We start from the raw sequence: 19,248 nt of genomic DNA on the forward strand, positions 1-19,248 counted from the left end.
AAATTTATAAAACTTGTTGATAATCTATTCGAACATGATAGATACTCATCAACATAGTCTTGAAAATCAGCTTAATAGTTTCGATATCTTTTAGTGTCAAATCGCAGTTATCAAGCTGATTTTGCTCCAGTTTGTAGTTAATTATACGTTCAACCAGGTCGTTTATGTTTTGCGCATCCGGATTTTTCAGCGATCTTGAGGCCGCCTCGACCGAATCAGCCAGCATTAAAACGCCCGTTTCTTTACTAAATGGAATCGGTCCCGGATAACGGAAAATGTTTTCATCGACAAATTTTTCGGGAGAGTTTTTTAAAAATGACTGATAAAAATAATCCACCCTTGTATTACCGTGGTGTGTTCTGATGAAATCAATTATCGCTTCCGGCATTTGATTTTTGCGCAGAATTTCAATTCCTTTATGAACATGCTGAATGATAATCTGAGCACTTTGTTCGTAGGGAAGCTTATCATGCGGACTAACGGCCGTATTCTGATTCTCGATAAAATACTGCGGATTATCAACTTTCCCGATATCGTGGTAAAGCGCTCCTGCCCTTACTAAAACTGAGTTACCGCCAATTTTGAAAATAGCGGCCTCGGCCAGGTTTGCCACCTGAAGCGAGTGTTGAAAGGTACCCGGCGCTTTAAAAGCCAGTTCTCTGAGCAGCTTATTGTTCGTATTGGTTAGTTCAATAAGTGCAACATCAGAAGTGATACCGAAAACGCGTTCGAAAATATAAATTAGCGGATAAGCCAGTAAGGAAAGCAGAACACTAAAAATAAATGGAACGAAATTTATCCACTCAATGTCTCGGAAAGTTCCTTCCCGAAGCAAGGCAATGCCCACGAATGCAACAAAATAGGCTGAGAGTATAAATAATGCAGACACAAGAAACCGCTCCCGCTTAACAAAATTTTTAATGCTGAAAATGGCTACCATACCGGCCGTTACCTGGTAAAAAACGAATTCGAAGCTGTTTGCAACGAAGAATCCTGCTATTAAAATAACCAGCATGTGCAGGTATAGCGCAAGGCGGGTATCAAAAAGTATTCTTATTATAATCGGGACAACGCAAAACGGTATGTAATACAGACTTGCAAGATTCATTTTTAACGCCCATGTTAAGGCGAGTAGCATGCCTGTGGTTACGATTAGAATCAGTGACAACTGCCTGTTATCAGAAAAAATATCCCTTCGGAAAAGAAAAAGGAAAGACATTAAAATAGTTAGTACAAAGCCAACGAGAACAACCTGACCCAGATAAATTAAAGTCCTGCTACCAATGGTTTTGGTCTGTGCATCGTACGTAGCCTTGTAAGATTCCAGTTTTTGATAGATTTCATCGTCAATAACATCATTCTTGGCAACAATGAGTTCCCCTTTCTGCACCATACCTTTGGTAGTGGATACATTACTTACGGTATTCTCGCGGATCACCTCTGTTAACCGTTCATTAAATGTGATGTTCGGCGTAATGTGGTCTTCGGCAAGATTGTTTATCAAATCCTGAACCACCTGGTTTGGTGCTTTAAAATTTGCTTTGAAATATTTTAGTGCAGTTTCTGCAGTAAAAATATCCTGCGTATTTTTTTGCTTCGAGATGTTGTTCTCAAGCAGCGCAAAATCATAGTTTTTTCCTGAAGTTTGATGCTTAACGTTGAGGCCAATAATGCCTTTTGCGTAAATATCTTGTAGAATCTTATAAGATAGGTTTTTATAAATCGCTTTTTCTTTTTCATCAAGGGCGCCAGTGCGCCACTTAATGTCAAATTCATTTAAAAAGCCATCCAATGCATCGGTGGTAACTTCTTTATCGAACTGATAAACCGGCAAAACATCACGAAGGGCATCCTTTTTATCTGTACTTACCTGCGGATTGGTCTTTAAAATGGCAAATGGAAAAGGCGATATCAAATCTTTATTCATCCAAACCTTATTTTTTTCAAATTCATATCTGAAACGAGGTTGCTTGGGCAGAAAAAGCGTAATAATGAAGACCGTAAAAATCATCATCACATATTTCAGGTTCGATGAATATTTACGGTATAGTATTTTATGTGAGTTTTTTTTGATTTTAGCCAAAACGATACATTTACTGTGCTGTCAAAAATAGCATTTTTATCTAATATACATTTTACTGAATTTGTTTGCAAAATCCGTTTTTTATATTTTACTTTATGATATCAAATCAATATCATTATGTATCAGGAAAAAATTATTAATCCGCCATCAGGCTATTTAACATTCGCATTGTTTTTGGTGCTTTTAGGCGCCGCTGTCTTTTGTTTCGTTACAGAAAGTTTTATTTGGGGCGGTTGCATTCTGGCCTTTAACTTTTTTCTAGTTTTGCCGGGATTAATCATCAACAACCCAAACGAATCTAAAGTGTTAACGCTTTTTGGTAAATACGTTGGCACGGTTAAAACCGATGGATTTTTTTGGGTTAATCCATTAACGAGCAAGCGTAAAGTTTCTTTAAGGGCAAATAACCTGAACGGACAACAGTTAAAGGTTAATGATAAACTGGGAAATCCGATTGAAATCGCCGCTGTGGTTGTTTGGAAAGTTAACGAAACCGCCAAGGCGATTTTTTCTGTAGAAAATTACATGCAATATGTTAATATACAAAGTGAAGCCGCGGTTAGGCACCTGGCGAATATCTTTCCATATGATCATTCTGAAGGCGAGGAAACCAGCATCACATTAAAAGATGGCGCAGAGAAAGTGAGCGAATTATTGGAAAACGAATTAAATGAAAGGTTATCAAGAGCGGGGATTGAGGTGCTTGAGGCCAGGATATCTCACCTTGCCTATGCACCAGAAATTGCGAGTGCCATGCTTCAGCGGCAACAGGCAACAGCGGTAATTGCTGCACGAAAACTAATCGTTGAAGGCGCAGTAGGGATGGTAGAAATGGCGCTTGAAAAGTTATCTCAGAAAGGGATTGTAGAATTAGATGAGGAACGTAAAGCCGCGATGGTTAGCAATTTGTTGGTGGTATTATGTGGGGACAGGCATGTACAGCCAGTTGTCAATACCGGTACTTTGTACAATTAAAGCGATGGAATTCGAAGAAAAGCAAAATCTCAACCTTTGGTGGCTTTATATTTTACTTGGCCTTGATGCTGTTATCGTTTTAAGCATTGTGCTTTTTGATAAGGGTGGTGTAGATTTTCAAGTCATGAAACAAGCCTACTTTGCTCCTCTTCTGGCTGTTTTGTTACCTTTCCTTGTCATTTTTGTTATTCAGAAGAATAAACTTAGTTTAAAAATAACGCCGGAAGGAATTTTTTACCGCTACTTCCCTTTTCAGCTGAAAGCTAAATTATTAGAGTGGCAAAGTATGGAAAGGGTTTACTTAAACAAGTTCGACGCTTTGGGAGATTATGGTGGCTGGGGCGTTCGTTACAGGCTTTGGTTCAAATTCAATGATAAAGCCTATATTTTAAATGATAAAGAACGGGGGCTGCAGATAGAATTTAAAAATGGCAAAAGGCTCCTTTTCAGTTCCAATAAACTGGAAGACCTGGAATTGTTTCTGATCAATTTTAAAACGAGGTATAATATACAAGCAATACAATAAAAAATGGCTGAGAAAGATAAAAAAGCTTTTGTATTAAGAATTAGTCCTGCATTATTAAAGGAAATAGAAATCTGGGCTGCTGATGAATTTCGGAGCACGAACGGGCAGATTGAATTCTTACTGAATCAGGCTGTAAAAACCCGAAAGAAAAATAAACCAAAAGAGGAATGAAGTTAAGGCACGGGTATTTATCCGTGTTTTTATTTTATATGTTATCGCAATGCTAAAATTTGGTTTATAGCGTTTATGCATTATTAAAAATACATAACTTAGCAGCCTAACCAAAATTCATAAAATTAGTTTACATGAGAGAAGTTGTAATTGTTTCGGCTGTGAGAACGCCTATTGGAAGTTTCGGCGGCTCATTAGCCCAATTTTCTGCCACCCAACTGGGCGGGTTTGCCATAAAAGCTGCTTTGGAAAAAGCAGGCCTAAAACCTGAACAGGTTCAGGAAGTTTATATGGGGAACGTGTTATCCGCAAATTTAGGCCAGGCGCCAGCCACACAAGCTGCAAAATTTGCCGGCTTGCCAGATTTACCTGCTACTACAATTAATAAAGTTTGTGCCTCGGGCACCAAGGCCATAATGCTGGCAGCGCAAAGTATTGCTAACGGCGATAATGAAATTATTGTTGCTGGCGGTATGGAAAGCATGAGTAATGTCCCTTATTACCTGGATAAGGCCAGAAATGGCTATCGACTGGGACATGGCCAGGTAACTGACGGCTTGATGAAAGATGGTTTGTGGGATGTTTATAACGACTACCACATGGGTTCTGCGGCAGAACTTTGCGCTACAGATTGTAATATTAGCCGAGAAGCACAGGATAATTTTGCTATAGAATCTTACAAAAGGGCACAGGCTGCTCAAACAGACGGGAAATTTACCGGTGAAATAATTGCGGTAGAGGTTAAAGACCGCAAAGGGGAAATCACTTTAATTGATACTGATGACGAACCCACCGCCGTTAAGTTTGATAAAATCCCTGGATTGAAGCCTGTATTTAAAAAAGATGGAACAGTGACCGCTGCAAATGCATCGACACTTAATGATGGTGCAGCCGCATTGGTATTGATGAGTGCAGAGAAAGCAGCTGCATTAGGCATTAAACCTTTGGCAAAAATAATTGGCTATGCAGATGCACAGCAGGCACCAGAGTGGTTTACAACTGCTCCATCCAAAGCAATTCCATTGGCTTTGCAAAAAGCAGGTTTAGATTTAAAAGCAGTAGACTTCTTCGAAATTAACGAAGCTTTTTCTGTGGTTTCAATCGCAAACAACCAGATTTTAGGTCTGGATGAGCAAATTGTAAATGTAAATGGTGGTGCAGTTTCTTTGGGTCATCCGCTTGGCGCATCGGGCGCCCGAATTGTGGTGACACTTTTATCTGTGCTTGAACAGAACAGCGGCAAAATCGGCGTTGCCGGAATTTGTAACGGTGGTGGCGGTGCAAGTGCGCTGGTTATCGAAAAAATGTAAATCTATCAAATGAAAAACATCAAATTTCTTCTTATTATTCTGGGGTTTTTGGCTACAAAACTACACGCTCAGCAAAATGCGACTAAACTTGATGTTTTTCAGGATAGCTTAAAAAATATAACGCTTCGCGTTTATAATGAGCAGCAAAGTGATGCAATAAAATTTGCGGAAAATGGCCGGTTTGTGAAAATGCTGGTTGAGGCATTAAAAGAACCAAATTCGTTTAATTATGGGTTCGATTCACTGAAAACAGTTTCGGTTGTTAAGTCTCCCGACCAGGTTTTCAGAATCCTCTCCTGGTATGTTCAGTTGGAAAACGGCACTTACAGATATTACGGTGCCATTCAGATGAACAGTAAAAGTGGATTAAAATTATTTCCATTGATAGACCAAACGGAAAACCTTACAGATGCGAACGCAATTACCACGAACCAAAAATGGTTTGGGGCACGCTATTACGAAATTATTCCGGTTACCACATCTGGCAGATTGCCGTATTACGTTTTACTGGGTTGGAAAGGGAATACTACCGAAACGACAAAAAAAATTATCGAAATACTCTCTTTCGATAAAGAAAATGCCACTTTCGGTATGCCTGTGTTCGACGGAAAGGACCTTAAAGGTAAAAACCGCGTTATCTTCGAATATCAAAAGCAAAATGCGATGATGATGAAAACGGACAAAAAGGCTGGCCTGATTGTGTTTGACCACCTGGCCCCTTTCGATGCTGAGATGGTCGGAAAATTTCAGTTTTACGGCTCAGATGGCAATACAGATGCATTTAAGATTGTGGGTGGAAGACTAAGACTGCAGGAGAACGTAGTTTTAAAAAATGAAGCAAGCCCAAGTGATGCGTTATATGCTGACCCAAGTAAAAATGTGAAACCAATCCGAAAATTTTAATGACTGCAGAAACGTAACTTATTCATTATTTTAGAGATAAGTTAAAAATTTGCTAGAATGCGCATCGCTCACTATATTGCGCCTTGTTATCAACACAAAAACAACACACAAATTTTGAAACCATAAACTAAAACCAACAAATGTTCTATGCAAACATCAGCTGAAACACTATCTATAAACCAGGAGAAGGAGCTGAATCTCCATTTGGAAAGTCAAGGGGTTTCTCCTGAAAAATTATTTAACCATCCGGTCGGGCTTTTCGTACTTTTTTTCACAGAGATGTGGGAAAGGTTCAGTTACTATGGAATGCGTGCCATTCTGGTTCTTTTCTTAGTAAGCGATTTAAGTAAAAATGGCTGGGGATGGCCAAGGCCGGAGGCACTACAACTTTACGCTTTATATACAGGGCTTGCCTATTTTACACCAATTATTGGTGGGCTGATTGCCGACAGGTGGACCGGTTACAGAAAGGCCGTTATCATTGGCGCTCTGGTGATGACCCTAGGACATGGCGCCATGGCTCTGGAAGGCATGAGCACAAACTTCTTTTATGTTGGCCTGCTTTTATTAATTTTAGGAAACGGCCTCTTTAAACCAAATATTTCATCAATTGTTGGTAAACTTTACCCGCCTATCAGCGATAAAAAAGACAGCGCATACGCCATTTTTTATATGGGCATTAACTCCGGGGCATTCATCGGGATGTTAATGTGCGGCTACATCGGTGAAAAAGTAGGTTGGCATTACGGCTTCGGCCTGGCTGGCATTTTCATGTTGTTTGGCATGCTGCAGTTTTACTTCGGTCAGAAAATATTTGGGGTAATCGGCTCTGCCATTCAGAAGGAAGAAAAAGTAGAGAAAGCTGATCCAACAGCGGAAGTTATGTCTCCTATTGTAAGGAAACAACGTTTATGGGTTGTGGGGATATTTTCAATTTTCACCATTTTCTTTTGGATGGTTTTTGAACAAGCAGGTGGCTCGATGACGATTTTTGCGAAGGATTATACGCTCAGAAATTTAACCGGAGGGTCTGCCCTAACGTTTAAATGGATTGATGCTATTTTAACAATTTTCCCTTTGGTTGCAGTTTCCTACGTGTTGTTTAGCTTAGCAACTAAAATTTTCAAAAAATATCCTGCTACAATCCTTTTCACGCTGTTAAGTTTTTTAATTATCTGGGGCATTGCCATTTGGAAGGTTACAAGAGAGTTTAGTTCGGTTACAACAGAAGTTCCGGCTTCATGGTTCAGCGTTCTAAATTCATTCTTCATCGTTTCTTTAGCGCCTATTTTCTCAAAAATCTGGGAAACTAAATTTAACCCAAGCGGACCTGTAAAGTTTGGCATTGGCCTTATTTTAGTTGGCGTTGGTTTTGCTGGCCTTGCCTATGGCGGTTCAAGCATTCCGCAAGGCGCTACCGCGGCACAGGTAAGTATGTTCTGGCTAATTTTTGCTTACTTCTTCCATACCGTTGGTGAATTATGCGTATCTCCTGTCGGTTTATCGTATGTTAGTAAACTTGCCCCTGCAAATCTTGTAGGCTTAATGTTCGGCTTTTGGTTTACCTGTACGGCAATAGGAAATTACCTAGCTGGAGCAACTGGTTCCTTAATCGATAAAATAAGCTCGCAATATTCAATTTCTATATTCTTTTTAATTTTTACAGGGATTCCGATTGTTGCCGGCCTGATTATGCTTTCGTTAAATCCATTATTAAAGAAGTGGATGCACGGCGTTCATTAATTTTTATACAAAATCAACATTTAAAAGCCCGGTTTAAATCGGGCTTTTGGCTTTTAACATTTGTTCATGAGTGAAACACAAACCTTAAGCGAGATTCAGAATTTCGAAGGAAAATACCCTAAACAACTCTGGTATTTATCGTTGGTAGAAATGTGGGAGCGTTTTTGCTTCTATGGTATGCGTGGTGTACTGGCATTTTTCATGGTTGATCAATTGCACCTTTCAGATCAGAAATCGAATCTTCAATACGGTGCAATCCAGGCCTTCGTTTATGCTTTTACTTTCATAGGCGGTATTTTTGCCGATAAAATCTTAGGATTTCGGAAATCGCTCTTTTGGGGCGGCTCCTTAATGATTATCGGCAACTTAATTTTAGCTTTCGATCCTCAGGATTTGTTTTACCTGGGCATAACACTCTCCATTATTGGCACAGGTTTCTTTAAGCCAAATATTTCATCCATGGTTGGCGAACTTTACCACGAAAAAGACAATCGCAGAGATGCTGGTTACGGCTTATTTTACGCCGGAATTAACGTTGGAGGCCTTTTGGGCGGAGCGATGTGTATTTATTTCGGTAAATATTACAGCTGGCACCTTTGCTTCTTATCTGCAGCCCTGGTAATGGCCTTCGGCTTAAGCACTTTTATTTTCACAAAGAAATACCTTGGCCCAATCGGCAATTCGCCATTACTTCATTTGGAAAAAACCAAAAGGACGGCCTACGAAATTATTGTTTATGTTGGCTCATTATTGTGTATCCCATTGATATTTATCATGGTAAAAAATACTGCCTTCACCGATTATTTCATGTACACAATCGGGGTGGTTGCGCTGATATATTTTCTCTATGAAATTTTTATGGTGAAGGAAAGAAAAGCACAATACAAGCTGTTTGCCGCTTTCGTTTTCATCTTCTGCTACTTCATTTTCATGGCTATTTCTGAACAAAGTGGCGGCTCGCTCTCTTTGTTCGCGAAAGATAATTTAGACCATAATCTTCTGTTTCTATCAATAGACCCGAATGTGGTTAACAATAGTGTAAACTCCCTGTTTGTGATTGTATTTAGTCCGATAGTTGGTATTTTATGGCTGTTAATGTACAAAAGGAAGATAGAGCCGAATACCGTTGTAAAGTTTGGAGTAGGCTTTTTGCTTTTAGCGCTTAGCTTTTACGTTTTTTACGCCACAAGGTTCTTCGCAAATGAGCAAGGCATCAGTTCGCTAAATATTTTTACGCTTGCTTACCTTTTGCTTACACTGGGCGAACTTTGTTTGGGGCCAATAGGCATGTCGATCATCACAAAACTTTCTCCTAAAAAGATGTTCGGTATGATGATGGGTCTTTGGTTCTTGTCGAGTGCTTTTGGCCAGCTCGCTGCAGGTAAACTGGGCGCAGAAATGTCCAGCATCGAAAACGCTTCACTGATGACAAAACTCATGTCGTACACAGAAGGCTATAAACAACTGGCCATTTATTCACTTATCGCCGGTTTGGCATTAATAATTGTTTCGCCGATGATTAAAAAGCTGATGGCTGAAGTTATGTAAATATCATTTTAATGGATTTTAGCCTGTTTGAAATGTATGATAAAGGTTTTTTCACATTAAATCTTTACTTTCGTGCCTTTCTAAACCAATAACAAATTTAATTGCAATAAAGCGTGTCTGATAGTTTAGTAATCATACCTACCTATAATGAAAAGGAAAATATTGAAAAAATTATCCGAAAGGTATTTTCTTTAACACAACCTTTTCATGTCTTAATTATCGACGATGGTTCTCCCGATGGCACTGCAGAAATCGTTAAAGCACTTCAAAAGGAATATGCCGGCAACCTGTTTATACAGGAACGTGCTGGAAAGCAAGGGTTGGGAACCGCTTATATTTTCGGTTTTAAATGGGCAATAGAAAAACAATACGCCTATATCTTTGAAATGGACGCCGATTTTTCGCATAATCCTGATGACTTGATTCGCCTGCGTGAAGCTTGCTTAAATGGAGCAGATGTGGCCGTGGGTTCGAGGTATGTTAAGGGCGTAAATGTAGTAAACTGGCCAATGGGCAGGGTTTTAATGTCTTATTTTGCCTCCATGTATGTTCGCATTATAACGAGAATAAATATTCAGGACGCAACTGCAGGGTTTAAATGCTACCGAAAAATTGTGCTTGAAACCATCCCTTTGGCAAAAATCAAATTTGTTGGTTATGCGTTCCAGATTGAAATGAAGTTTACGGCCATTAAATATGGCTTCAACGTAGTGGAAGTTCCGATAATTTTCACCGACAGAACCGAAGGAACTTCGAAAATGAGTACAAGAATATTTAGGGAAGCTTTTCTGGGCGTTATCCAAATGAAGGTGAACAGCTGGTTCAGAAACTATAAAAGATAGTTTATAATTCTTCTTTACCTGCTCTAATCATCGCACCAAAATCTTGCTTTTTGTACATTGCGCTTACCGTTTGCGCAAGTCGCCTGGTTCTCGTCGCCTCAGTTTTCGCCTCATTTATCCACCTGATGAAATAGTTCTGATGGGATTTGGGTTGCGCTAAAAATTGTTCCATAAGAAAGCCTTCTTCTGATAAGCAGAGTTCCAAATCTTCGGGCATTTCAACTTTAAAATCTTTATCTTCTTCTAAAAAGAGCGTTACTGCGGCGCCTTCTTCTTTGCCGAGTTTTTTGCGAAGCGCCCCTTTTAAGGCAATAATAAAGTCACCCGCCCCCATCGGGATTGTCGCGATGCCATTAATTTCTACCGAATCTATTTTTCCTTTTACCCTAAAACTCTTTTTACAGTCGGCTTTAATTTTGTTCGCCAAAGCCGCAGGAATGAAAATGTAACTCCAGCCGGTTTTTTCACCCATAGACTGAAACTTCTCTATTTCTGCTTTGAAATTAACCATGCTTTAAAGATAAAAATTCTTTCCTTTAACCAACACCAACGGGATTTAAATGAATATCCAGTTTGGCAAACTTCAATACTTCTATGCTCGGAAAACTAAACTCTTCCACAACTCTACCTAAAATCAAATAGCAGCCTTTACCTTTAAACGGATAAATAGGCGTAGTATTTGGAAAGTGTGTCGTATCGAAAAAATCACCATTTGCATCAAGAAAAGTTCCGAACCACATTTTCGTATTTTTAACCGTATGCACCGTTTTTTCACAAACGTAGTTTCCAACCATCTTTACAGTTTCACCAACGTGATTGTTTAAATCGCGAGCCATTATATCTCCACGATAACTTGTTTTTAGTAAATCGAACATGCTACAACTGAACGGAAAATTCAACAACTCGAGTTCGGCATAGGCATCTTCTACCGCCGAGTTTTCAAGTTTAGGCAAGCGGAAATCTATATGTTCGACACGAAAAAGTTCGGCATGGTTTAACATCTTTTGTTTGTGGCCCAAGTGGGTGTACACATCCCAGAGCAATGTTTTTTTATCCTTTCCCGTAAAACGAAGTGCGCCCAGTCTGATGAGTAAAATGGCTTGTTCGAGGGTAATTTGGGTACGCTTTAAAAATTGCTCCAGGTTTTGGTAAGCACCGTTTCGCCTGCGCTCGGCCGGAATAAGCGCAATGAACTTATTTTCAAGACCCTGTACACCGGCAAAACCTAGGTACGCTTCATTAATTTCAATATTCACAACTTCGTCGCTGTGGTTTACACAGGGAAGGTGCACGTTTGCACCGGTTTTTTTTAGCTCGTGTACATAAACCCAGCGACTGTAAAAGCCACCATAATTATTTAAAACAGCCACCATAAATTCCTTTGGATGATATGTTTTAAGGTAGAGACTCTGGTAACTTTCCACCGCGAATGACGCCGAGTGTGCTTTAGAAAAACTATAGCCGGCAAAAGATGAAATCTGCCGCCACACTTCGGAAATAAGGGCCTCCGAATGCCCTTGTTCCCTGGCAGAATTAAAAAATTTATTAACCAGCTCATCGAAAGCAAGCTTAGAACGGTATTTACCGCTCATTGCTTTCCTCAAAACGTCCGAATCGGCCAGGTCCAATCCTGCAAAGTAATGACAAACCTTAATTACATCTTCCTGGTAAACCATAACGCCGTAGGTTTCCTTAAGCTGTTTTTCCATCTCCTCACATAGATAAACAACCTTTTCCGGTGCGTGATAGCGCTCTATGTATGCCTTCATCATCCCCGAACTCGCCACGCCTGGCCTAATAATAGAACTTGCTGCCACAAGCGTTAAATAATTATCGCAGCCAAGCTTCTTAAGCAATTGCCGCATCGCCGGCGATTCAATGTAGAAACACCCAATCGGCTGGCCTTCCTTTAAAATGGAATTTAAGTTTGAGTCGTTCTTAAATGCTTTAAAGTTATGGATATCAACCTCGATGCCTTTATTTTTCTTCACCAACTGAACGGCTTCCCTGATATGGCCAATACCTCGCTGGCTTAAAATATCAAATTTTTCGTAACCGATAAGTTCTGCCTCATACATATCCCACTGTACGGTTGCAAATCCTTTAGGGGGTAGATCCAGTGCAGAATAGTAAGTTATTGGCTCCTCAGAAATCAGGATTCCACCGGCATGGATTGAGCGCTGATTAGGCATTTCCCGCATAAGACCGTGCACCCTTCTTATTTTTTGATAGGTTGGGTTTTGAATGTTAATTTTCTCCTTAGTCTGGTCGCTGAAACTATCGATTTCTTCGGTCGACAGTCCCAGCACCTTTCCTATCTCGCGGATGACGGCCTTATCCTTAAACGTGCTCATGGTACCCAAAAAGGCGACATGATTTTCCGGGTACTTCTTAAAAATGTAGCGCTGTATTACTTCCCGCTCATCCCAGGCAAAGTCTATATCAAAGTCTGGCGGACTGGTTCTTTTCTCATTCAGGAAACGCTCAAAATATAAATCAAGGTCTATCGGATCCACATCGGTTATGCACAAGCAATAGGCAACGATGCTGTTTGCTCCAGAACCCCGGCCAACATGATAAAACTTCTTCTTCCCCATTGCAAAGCGAACAATATCGAATGTGATTAAGAAGTAAGCGCAATAATTTTTAAGTTCGATAATTTTAAGTTCCTTCTCCATTCTTTGCCTGGCGACTGAATTATCCTTTCCATAACGATACTCCAGGCCTTTAAAAGCGATTCTACGCAACAGAATTTTATCAAATTCAGCGCCTTCTTTGGTGTACGCAAGCCTGTTTTTCGATTTTGTGTCAGTCTCGAAATATGCACTCATGTCACAAGCATTGAGCAGCGTTTTCGTGTTCATCAGCATAAAAGGATAAGCGGAATAATTTTGCTCCAGCTCAGCTTCAGCAATGAGCATTTCATCCTTTAAACATTTCGCTTCCTCTGGTACTTTCGTTAGCAGCGTATTCAATTCAATAGCCCGTAAATATTCGTGCAAACGATAACCGATCTTATTATTTATCGTAACAGGATGCCAGGCAACCAATTTTTCCTGCTGTTGCAATAAAGGATGTTTGTATAAATAATTGAGTTGACTCTGCCTTACACCCACCAACTCATTCCCTTTTAACTGGAAACTGAAATCCTTTTTGAAAGGATAAATTATAAAAGCATTTTCAAAAAGCGGAGCTGAATCAGGCAGCGGGACATCCTTTATGTTGTGCCAACTCAAAAATTCGTTTAATTCACGCATGCCCTCCTTATTTTTTGCAATTCCGATGTATAGAAGATCGCTGTTCTTTCGAAATTCGATGCCCGTTACAGGTTTCAAATGATACGGTTTGTTTCCCTTTTGCGTTTCATCAGATTCTTTATAAATGCCTTGTTTATAGCATTCGCGGATAAATTCTGTACAGCCTGTAGAATTATTAATATCTGTTAATACGAGCTCACTAATCTCGAGTTCGCGTGCGGCGGTGATTATGGTTGGAATATCCATAACGCCGTATTTTAAACTATAGGATGAATGCACGTTTAGGAACATAGCACTAACTATCGTTTTTTTTTGTCCCGGAAGAGATGTCCGAATTTATAAAGGTCCTTATTCTAGATTTTTTTCGCTCTTCATCTGCTTTGCTTCGGGGATTATACTTAACAACCTTGTTTTGTTCATCTCTTGCCGGTGTGGAAACAATGCATGCTTTAACAACAGATTCTACCCCGAATTGCTTTCTAACTCTATCCATTGCCTGGTACAAACCATATTCCTCCTCCGAAGTATGGTATAAACCGATTTGCTCGAAGCCATTAACCAGATGGGAAAACTTCACGCCAACCAATCGCAGCAACATGCGCTTACTGTACAACTTCTGAAATAAATCATGCGCCTTCGCGATTAAAAAAGAATCTAATGCGGTGTAAGGGATTCGGGCCTGTTGGGTAACCGTTTCAAAATTTGAGTAACGGATTGTAACAGTTATGCAGGCGGTGAGTTTTTGCTGGCTGCGCAGTTCAAATGTTAAGTTTGTAACCATACCGGTAATTATGGATTTCATCTTGTTCACATCCATACTATCGTTTTCAAAAGTAGTTTGCGTACCTATGGATTTGCGCTCACGATAAGGAACAACCGGCGATAAATCAATTCCCCTGGCTTTTTGCAAAAGACTTAAGCCATGGTCGCCTAAAATTTTAAACATAAGTTCCTGAGGGATGTCTGCCAGCGTTTCAATCTTCCTAACACCCATCTCACTCAGTTTACGGTAGGTCGCGTTCCCAATCCCTGGAATTTTATTCACCGATAATGGATTGAGAAAAGGCCTTACTTCCGGAAAAAGAATTTCCATTTCGCCGTTTGGTTTACATTCATTGGTTACCACCTTCGCCACAGTTTTGTTAACGGATAATCCAAAGGAAATAGGCAATCCTGTTTCAGTGATGATTTTTTGCCGCAGGTCTGATGCGAACTTCATACACCCAAAAAACCTGTCCATTCCAGTCATATCGATATAATGCTCATCTATACTTGCTTTTTCAAACAACGGAACCCGGTCTGCAATAATTTCAGTGATTTCATGTGAGGCTTTTGAGTAATCATCCATATTGCCTTTTACAAAGATTGCCTGCGGGCATAAAATTCTGGCTGTTCTACCGGGCATTGCCGCATGAACGCCAAACTTTCTGGCTTCGTAACTACATGAGGTAACAACTCCCCGATCCGAACTGCCACCAACGATAACAGGCTTCCCGATAAGCTTTGGGTTTTTTCTCAACTCAACAGATACAAAAAAAGCATCCTGATCCATGTGAATAATTTGCTTCCCGCGCTCCATAATCAATATTTTGGTAAACAAATTTATACTAATTTATTTAGCTTTAAAATAATTATAACCTTGATTTACTAACATTTTGCTAACATATTTAGTTTAAAGGATTTAATTAAACCTTTTTTCTTTTTATGCTGTTTTACTTAAACAAAAGCCAAGATTATGAAAAACGAAAATCCAGCAGATAAATATCCTGTACCACCGTTCCCCAAGCAGGAACAATCTACGCCGGGAACTGAAGCCGAATTATCTCCATTAGCAGACCATGGCGAAAAATCTTACCGCGGCTCCGGCAAGCTTAACGGTAAAAAGGCAGTAATTACGGGTGGCGATTCAGGCATCGGCAAGGCTGTTGCCATTGCTTTTGCACGCGAGGGTGCCGACGTATTAATTAGCTATTTAGACGATTCTGAAACCGTTGATGCAGAGGATACCGCCGAGTACATAAAGGCCGAAGGTAAAAAAGCGATTTTAATTAAGGGCGATATCAGAAGCGAAGCGCATTGCAAGGAAATAATAAACCTGGCTGTAGAAAACTTTGGCCAAATCGACATCCTTGTAAATAATGCTGCTTTTCAAATGGCTCGCGAATCTTTGGGAGAAATCCCTTCTGAAGAATGGGTTAAAACTTTCGAAACAAACATTCATCCGATGTTTTACTTAAGTAAAGCAGCAGAACCACACATGAAACCCGGAAGCAGCATTATAAATACCACTTCCGTAAATGCCTATTCTCCAACACCATTGCTTCTACCCTATGCGGCAACTAAAGGTGCGATACAGAATTTTACGGCAAACTTAAGTCAGATTTTATTAGAGGCAGGTAAAGGGATTCGAGTAAATGCTGTTGCACCAGGCCCTATCTGGACACCATTAATTCCATCTACAATGCCTGAACCTGAAAATTTTGGAAAAGACACACCAATGGGCCGCCCTGGCCAGCCAGTAGAGGTTGCGCATGCTTACGTGTTTTTAGCATCAGATGATGCGAGTTATGTATCAGGAGCTACCCTTCCGGTTACGGGTGGAAGAATCACAATTTAAAACCTAAAAATGAAGTATCATGGACAATAAAGATCAAAAGAACAATACAAACGAAGATGCTAAGAATTCGGGTACATCTGAAGAAAAGGCAAGTTTCGACCAGAATGGAGCAGGCGCTTCTGAAAAGTTTGGCCAGGCTGGCGAAAAACCTAACGAATCGGGCGAAGAAGGCCCGGCTACGGTAAACAAAGAAAAAAAACCATAAAAAAAAGAGCCTTAATGGCTCTTTTCTTATTTATAGCAAAGCGCTGAAACTACTTTTCGTAGATACTCATCTTTTCTGCCAGCTCGATAATGCTTTTTATTTTTAACTTCTGAAAAAGCCTCAGTTTATAAGTGCTAACCGTACCCATCTGTAAATTTAACTGGTTAGAGATTTCCAATACCCCAATTCCTTTTGTCAACAACTCAGCTACTTCCAGTTCTCTTGCAGATAGTTTTGTGAAAGGATTATCCGCATCATTACCTAAAATACTGTTGAACATATTCTCTTTAACATTACGGCTCGAGTACCTGCTCCCTGCCAGGATTGTGGTTATCGCCGTCACAATTTCCGATTCCTCGGCATTCTTCGTCAAATAACCGGAAGCACCCGCTTTTAAATAAGGAACCGCGTAAATGTTTTCATTGAGAGATGAAAATACCAGAACCTTAGCATTAGGCTGTACGAGTTTTATCTGGTCGATTACCTTTAAATTGTTCCCGCCAGGCAAATTTACATCTATAATAACAAGGCTCGGCGATTTTTCGGTTTCTACCAGGGCTTCTTGCATAGTTGAAGCATTTAAAATTTCGACACCCGCCCAGTAATCTGATATCAGGTTTTTTAGCCCTCGGCGGATGATTTCATGATCATCAGCAATAAGTACCGAAAAAGTACTTACAGTGTTTTTTGTTTTCATTGTTTGGATATTGGGATGAATGGGTGCTAATTAGTTTTATACTCAGGCATGATATTCCACTTTCGAAACAAGAATTTTTGTTTCTTCCGCTTGTAGTCGTAAATGTACAGAATTTATTAATTATGCTGAAGATAATAAACAGTATTTTTCTTACGCGATGCAAGTAATTACAAAAACTGTTTGACATTTATCATCATAATATTCAAAAACGAACGAAAATATTGTCTGCTGATTTTTATAACCATCTAAAATTTGCTGGCAACAAGTCGTTTTGCTGTATGTTTCATGCTGATGCCCGAGACAAGTCTGTCGTAACTTCGCTTCAACAATTTACGGGCTCCGTTATAAACTTGATGGTTTTTCTAACTTATATTTGTAACAAAACAAACCAAATTATGAAAAAATTAAAGTTAATGCTAAGCATAGCATGCTTGACAGCAATGCTGGCAACTACAAAGGCACAAGAAACCACAGCTACAAAACTTGCCGAGTGGGAACGGGCGAAAGCGTACACCAAGGAGTATCTGGAGGTGATGCCGGAATCGGGTTATGCGTTGAAGCCAACACCACAAATGCGTTCTTTTGCAGAGCAAATGCTGCATTTAACTGATGCAAACTATGGTTTTGCAGCAACTGCCACAGGCGAAAAAAGTCCGTATGGGCTGGGAGAAGTAGAAAAAATTCAGGACAAATCAAAAGCAAACGTTACCAAAGTTGTTCTGGCCGGATATGACTACGTAATTGCCGCATTGAAAGCAATGTCGCCTAAGCAACTCGGCGAACACGTAAAATTTATGAACCGCTTTGATATGACGAAGGAAATGGTTTTCACCAAGGATTTTGAGCACCAAACCCACCACCGCGGTCAGGCGACTGTCTACCTCCGTTTGGCAGGCGTAACGCCACCACAAGAGAAGCTGTTTTAAGATAACACCACCATCGAATGATAATCAGATTAGCCCAGGAGGAAGATATCCCAAGAATAATGCAACTCGTAAAAAAGGTGGTGCCAGTTATGCGTGCTTCCGGCAACTATCAATGGGGAGATGATTACCCAAATCCTGAAGTGTTTAAAGCAGATATTTCAATTAACCAATTGTGGCTCTGCGAAATTGATGAACAAATAGCCGGTATATCGGCAATTACGACAGACCAGGATCCGGAATATGCTGACGCTGGCTGGGACATCACAGAAACTGCTATTGTTACGCACCGGCTGGCAGTAGATCCGGATTATCAAGGCATGGGTGTTGCAAAGGCCCTGATGCAACAAGCGGAAAAAGTTGCAGCGCAATCTGGAATTAAAATTTTAAGAGTGGATACCAACAGCGAAAATATGGCTACCCGCAAACTTTTTCCGAAAATCGGCTATGAGTTTTGCGGCGAAATTAGCCTGGCCAAGCGCCCCGGACTTAAATTTTATTGTTATCAGAAATTATTATAAAGCTTAATGACGACACAATTTACAGGCCATCGCTCAGGTTGAGTATGCACTCCGGAACTTAAGTTCTATAAAAAAGCCCTTGTTTCAGCTGAAACGAGGGCCTTTTGTTATAACATATTTGGGATGTTCATGAATTGTAGATGTCGCCAATTACCGTTTCAACATCGTCTATCAGCTTGCGTTTGGCAATGTTCCAGGTATTTGGCGATGAAAAATCCTCAATAATTCTATCAAGGCTGTTTTCTGGAAGGTTTGTAAATCGCTTGAATTCGTTAACCAGGCTATATGAATCCATATCTCCGAAACCTCTAAGTTGCTGCACTTTTTTTAAAAATGAGCTCATTTGAGAAATTTTATTGGGCGTTTCCATATCACAAATATAATTATTTGTCTGTTTTATAATACCGTAAAATCACCTTTTTATCAATAATCCAACAATTAATAGATAAGGTATACCTATCAGTGGGTAAAGCGCAGAAAAAAGTCGATATCATAGCTAAACTGGAAACCTTAGCGATAAAATTGTTGAAAACATCATTGCCGAAATTCACTTTGAGGTGTTATTTTTGCCCGCAATGAACTCCAGCTATCAAATTCTTTATCTTTTTGAGAACCCAGACATCTTAATAACTGAAATTAAGCGATTGGATTTACCCGCCGACGCCAAAGCAGACGAGCTTTATCATTGGCTGTTTCTGGAAAAAAGCTCGTTATCGTTCATTAAACTTTGGTTCCGCTCAATGGATTCATCGTCGGAAATTGAAGAAAGATATTTTGAGCAGGGCTATTTAAAGTTTAACGAAACTGAGGCCACTTATATTGAAAAATATAACTCTTCGCAACACAAACTCATCAACCGAATTAAGGAAGCATCAAATCATGAAGTGCGAACACATATCGATGCCTATTTAAAACAGGTTTAAAGCT

19 protein-coding genes are annotated in these 19,248 nt (G+C 39.9%); 13 read left to right on the top strand and 6 right to left on the bottom strand.

Annotation, left to right across the window (positions count from 1 at the left end):
• Positions 1–4: 4 nt before the first annotated feature.
• Positions 5–2,083 carry an HD family phosphohydrolase gene (locus AC0IWT_RS05760; RefSeq protein ID WP_471796374.1) on the bottom strand — a complete coding sequence of 693 codons (2,079 nt, stop codon included), beginning with the start codon at positions 2,081–2,083 and terminating at the stop codon, positions 5–7.
• 117 nt (positions 2,084–2,200) lie between these two features.
• On the opposite strand from AC0IWT_RS05760, the gene AC0IWT_RS05765 reads away from it, so the two are divergent.
• The 8 genes from AC0IWT_RS05765 to AC0IWT_RS05800 all read left to right on the top strand — a co-directional run bounded on the left by AC0IWT_RS05765 (position 2,201) and on the right by AC0IWT_RS05800 (position 10,101).
• Positions 2,201–3,058: an SPFH domain-containing protein gene (locus AC0IWT_RS05765; RefSeq protein WP_056872554.1), complete on the top strand. Its 858-nt coding sequence runs from the start codon at positions 2,201–2,203 to the stop codon at positions 3,056–3,058.
• Positions 3,059–3,062: 4 nt separating this feature from the next.
• Positions 3,063–3,584, top strand: a complete 522-nt coding sequence (locus AC0IWT_RS05770; RefSeq protein WP_471796375.1) for a hypothetical protein — start codon at positions 3,063–3,065, stop codon at positions 3,582–3,584.
• A gap of 3 nt (positions 3,585–3,587) precedes the next feature.
• Positions 3,588–3,755 carry a type II toxin-antitoxin system antitoxin gene (locus AC0IWT_RS05775; protein ID WP_471796376.1) on the top strand — a complete coding sequence of 56 codons (168 nt, stop codon included), beginning with the start codon at positions 3,588–3,590 and terminating at the stop codon, positions 3,753–3,755.
• A gap of 134 nt (positions 3,756–3,889) precedes the next feature.
• Entirely contained in the window at positions 3,890–5,065 is a 1,176-nt protein-coding gene (locus tag AC0IWT_RS05780) for an acetyl-CoA C-acyltransferase (protein WP_056872552.1), read from the top strand.
• 9 nt (positions 5,066–5,074) lie between these two features.
• Complete coding sequence (locus AC0IWT_RS05785; RefSeq protein ID WP_471796377.1) at positions 5,075–5,968, top strand: hypothetical protein; 894 nt, start codon at positions 5,075–5,077, stop codon at positions 5,966–5,968.
• A 147-nt stretch (positions 5,969–6,115) separates the two neighbouring features.
• Positions 6,116–7,711: a peptide MFS transporter gene (locus AC0IWT_RS05790; protein ID WP_471796378.1), complete on the top strand. Its 1,596-nt coding sequence runs from the start codon at positions 6,116–6,118 to the stop codon at positions 7,709–7,711.
• A 66-nt stretch (positions 7,712–7,777) separates the two neighbouring features.
• A complete protein-coding gene (locus AC0IWT_RS05795) occupies positions 7,778–9,259 on the top strand; it encodes a peptide MFS transporter (RefSeq protein ID WP_471796379.1) in 1,482 nt (493 codons plus the stop codon).
• 113 nt (positions 9,260–9,372) lie between these two features.
• Positions 9,373–10,101, top strand: a complete 729-nt coding sequence (locus AC0IWT_RS05800; protein ID WP_471796380.1) for a polyprenol monophosphomannose synthase — start codon at positions 9,373–9,375, stop codon at positions 10,099–10,101.
• Position 10,102: 1 nt separating this feature from the next.
• Here AC0IWT_RS05800 and AC0IWT_RS05805 read toward each other — a convergent pair whose 3' ends face one another.
• The 3 genes from AC0IWT_RS05805 to dinB are packed head-to-tail and all read right to left on the bottom strand — an operon-like array spanning position 10,103 to position 14,937.
• A complete protein-coding gene (locus AC0IWT_RS05805; protein ID WP_471796381.1) occupies positions 10,103–10,612 on the bottom strand; it encodes a YdeI/OmpD-associated family protein in 510 nt (169 codons plus the stop codon).
• 25 nt (positions 10,613–10,637) lie between these two features.
• Positions 10,638–13,649: a DNA polymerase III subunit alpha gene (dnaE, locus tag AC0IWT_RS05810; protein WP_471796382.1), complete on the bottom strand. Its 3,012-nt coding sequence runs from the start codon at positions 13,647–13,649 to the stop codon at positions 10,638–10,640.
• A gap of 4 nt (positions 13,650–13,653) precedes the next feature.
• A complete protein-coding gene (gene dinB / locus AC0IWT_RS05815; RefSeq protein ID WP_471796383.1) occupies positions 13,654–14,937 on the bottom strand; it encodes a DNA polymerase IV in 1,284 nt (427 codons plus the stop codon).
• Positions 14,938–15,093: 156 nt separating this feature from the next.
• Here dinB and AC0IWT_RS05820 point away from each other — a divergent pair, with 156 nt between their 5' ends.
• Entirely contained in the window at positions 15,094–15,975 is an 882-nt protein-coding gene (locus AC0IWT_RS05820; RefSeq protein ID WP_471796384.1) for an SDR family oxidoreductase, read from the top strand.
• Between the two features lie 19 nt (positions 15,976–15,994).
• A complete protein-coding gene (locus AC0IWT_RS05825) occupies positions 15,995–16,180 on the top strand; it encodes a hypothetical protein (RefSeq protein ID WP_471796385.1) in 186 nt (61 codons plus the stop codon).
• Between the two features lie 49 nt (positions 16,181–16,229).
• Here AC0IWT_RS05825 and AC0IWT_RS05830 read toward each other — a convergent pair whose 3' ends face one another.
• Positions 16,230–16,877 carry a response regulator gene (locus tag AC0IWT_RS05830; RefSeq protein WP_471796386.1) on the bottom strand — a complete coding sequence of 216 codons (648 nt, stop codon included), beginning with the start codon at positions 16,875–16,877 and terminating at the stop codon, positions 16,230–16,232.
• Positions 16,878–17,272: 395 nt separating this feature from the next.
• Here AC0IWT_RS05830 and AC0IWT_RS05835 point away from each other — a divergent pair, with 395 nt between their 5' ends.
• A complete protein-coding gene (locus AC0IWT_RS05835) occupies positions 17,273–17,803 on the top strand; it encodes a DinB family protein (RefSeq protein ID WP_471796387.1) in 531 nt (176 codons plus the stop codon).
• A 17-nt stretch (positions 17,804–17,820) separates the two neighbouring features.
• Positions 17,821–18,321, top strand: a complete 501-nt coding sequence (locus AC0IWT_RS05840; RefSeq protein WP_471796388.1) for a GNAT family N-acetyltransferase — start codon at positions 17,821–17,823, stop codon at positions 18,319–18,321.
• A gap of 127 nt (positions 18,322–18,448) precedes the next feature.
• On the opposite strand, the gene AC0IWT_RS05845 is transcribed toward AC0IWT_RS05840, so the two are convergent.
• Positions 18,449–18,664, bottom strand: coding sequence for a hypothetical protein (locus AC0IWT_RS05845; RefSeq protein WP_157274998.1), 216 nt, complete (start codon positions 18,662–18,664; stop codon positions 18,449–18,451).
• 232 nt (positions 18,665–18,896) lie between these two features.
• Between AC0IWT_RS05845 and AC0IWT_RS05850 the strand changes: the two genes are divergently transcribed.
• Complete coding sequence (locus tag AC0IWT_RS05850; protein WP_471796389.1) at positions 18,897–19,244, top strand: hypothetical protein; 348 nt, start codon at positions 18,897–18,899, stop codon at positions 19,242–19,244.
• Positions 19,245–19,248: the final 4 nt, after the last annotated feature.

The sequence above is a fragment of the Pedobacter sp. AC464 genome, assembly GCF_979253075.1.

Bases quoted from the DNA above. Each gene is read 5' to 3' on its own strand.
- AC0IWT_RS05825 (WP_471796385.1), top strand. From the start codon at position 15,995: ATGGACAATAAAGATCAAAAGAACAATACAAACGAAGATGCTAAGAAT.
- AC0IWT_RS05805 (WP_471796381.1), bottom strand. From the start codon at position 10,612: ATGGTTAATTTCAAAGCAGAAATAGAGAAGTTTCAGTCTATGGGTGAA.
- AC0IWT_RS05835 (WP_471796387.1), top strand. From the start codon at position 17,273: ATGAAAAAATTAAAGTTAATGCTAAGCATAGCATGCTTGACAGCAATG.
- AC0IWT_RS05830 (WP_471796386.1), bottom strand. From the start codon at position 16,877: ATGAAAACAAAAAACACTGTAAGTACTTTTTCGGTACTTATTGCTGAT.
- AC0IWT_RS05770 (WP_471796375.1), top strand. From the start codon at position 3,063: ATGGAATTCGAAGAAAAGCAAAATCTCAACCTTTGGTGGCTTTATATT.
- AC0IWT_RS05840 (WP_471796388.1), top strand. From the start codon at position 17,821: ATGATAATCAGATTAGCCCAGGAGGAAGATATCCCAAGAATAATGCAA.
- dinB (WP_471796383.1), bottom strand. From the start codon at position 14,937: ATGGAGCGCGGGAAGCAAATTATTCACATGGATCAGGATGCTTTTTTT.
- AC0IWT_RS05780 (WP_056872552.1), top strand. From the start codon at position 3,890: ATGAGAGAAGTTGTAATTGTTTCGGCTGTGAGAACGCCTATTGGAAGT.
- AC0IWT_RS05850 (WP_471796389.1), top strand. From the start codon at position 18,897: ATGAACTCCAGCTATCAAATTCTTTATCTTTTTGAGAACCCAGACATC.
- AC0IWT_RS05785 (WP_471796377.1), top strand. From the start codon at position 5,075: ATGAAAAACATCAAATTTCTTCTTATTATTCTGGGGTTTTTGGCTACA.
- AC0IWT_RS05765 (WP_056872554.1), top strand. From the start codon at position 2,201: ATGTATCAGGAAAAAATTATTAATCCGCCATCAGGCTATTTAACATTC.
- AC0IWT_RS05820 (WP_471796384.1), top strand. From the start codon at position 15,094: ATGAAAAACGAAAATCCAGCAGATAAATATCCTGTACCACCGTTCCCC.
- AC0IWT_RS05790 (WP_471796378.1), top strand. From the start codon at position 6,116: ATGCAAACATCAGCTGAAACACTATCTATAAACCAGGAGAAGGAGCTG.
- AC0IWT_RS05775 (WP_471796376.1), top strand. From the start codon at position 3,588: ATGGCTGAGAAAGATAAAAAAGCTTTTGTATTAAGAATTAGTCCTGCA.
- dnaE (WP_471796382.1), bottom strand. From the start codon at position 13,649: ATGTTCCTAAACGTGCATTCATCCTATAGTTTAAAATACGGCGTTATG.
- AC0IWT_RS05845 (WP_157274998.1), bottom strand. From the start codon at position 18,664: ATGAGCTCATTTTTAAAAAAAGTGCAGCAACTTAGAGGTTTCGGAGAT.
- AC0IWT_RS05795 (WP_471796379.1), top strand. From the start codon at position 7,778: ATGAGTGAAACACAAACCTTAAGCGAGATTCAGAATTTCGAAGGAAAA.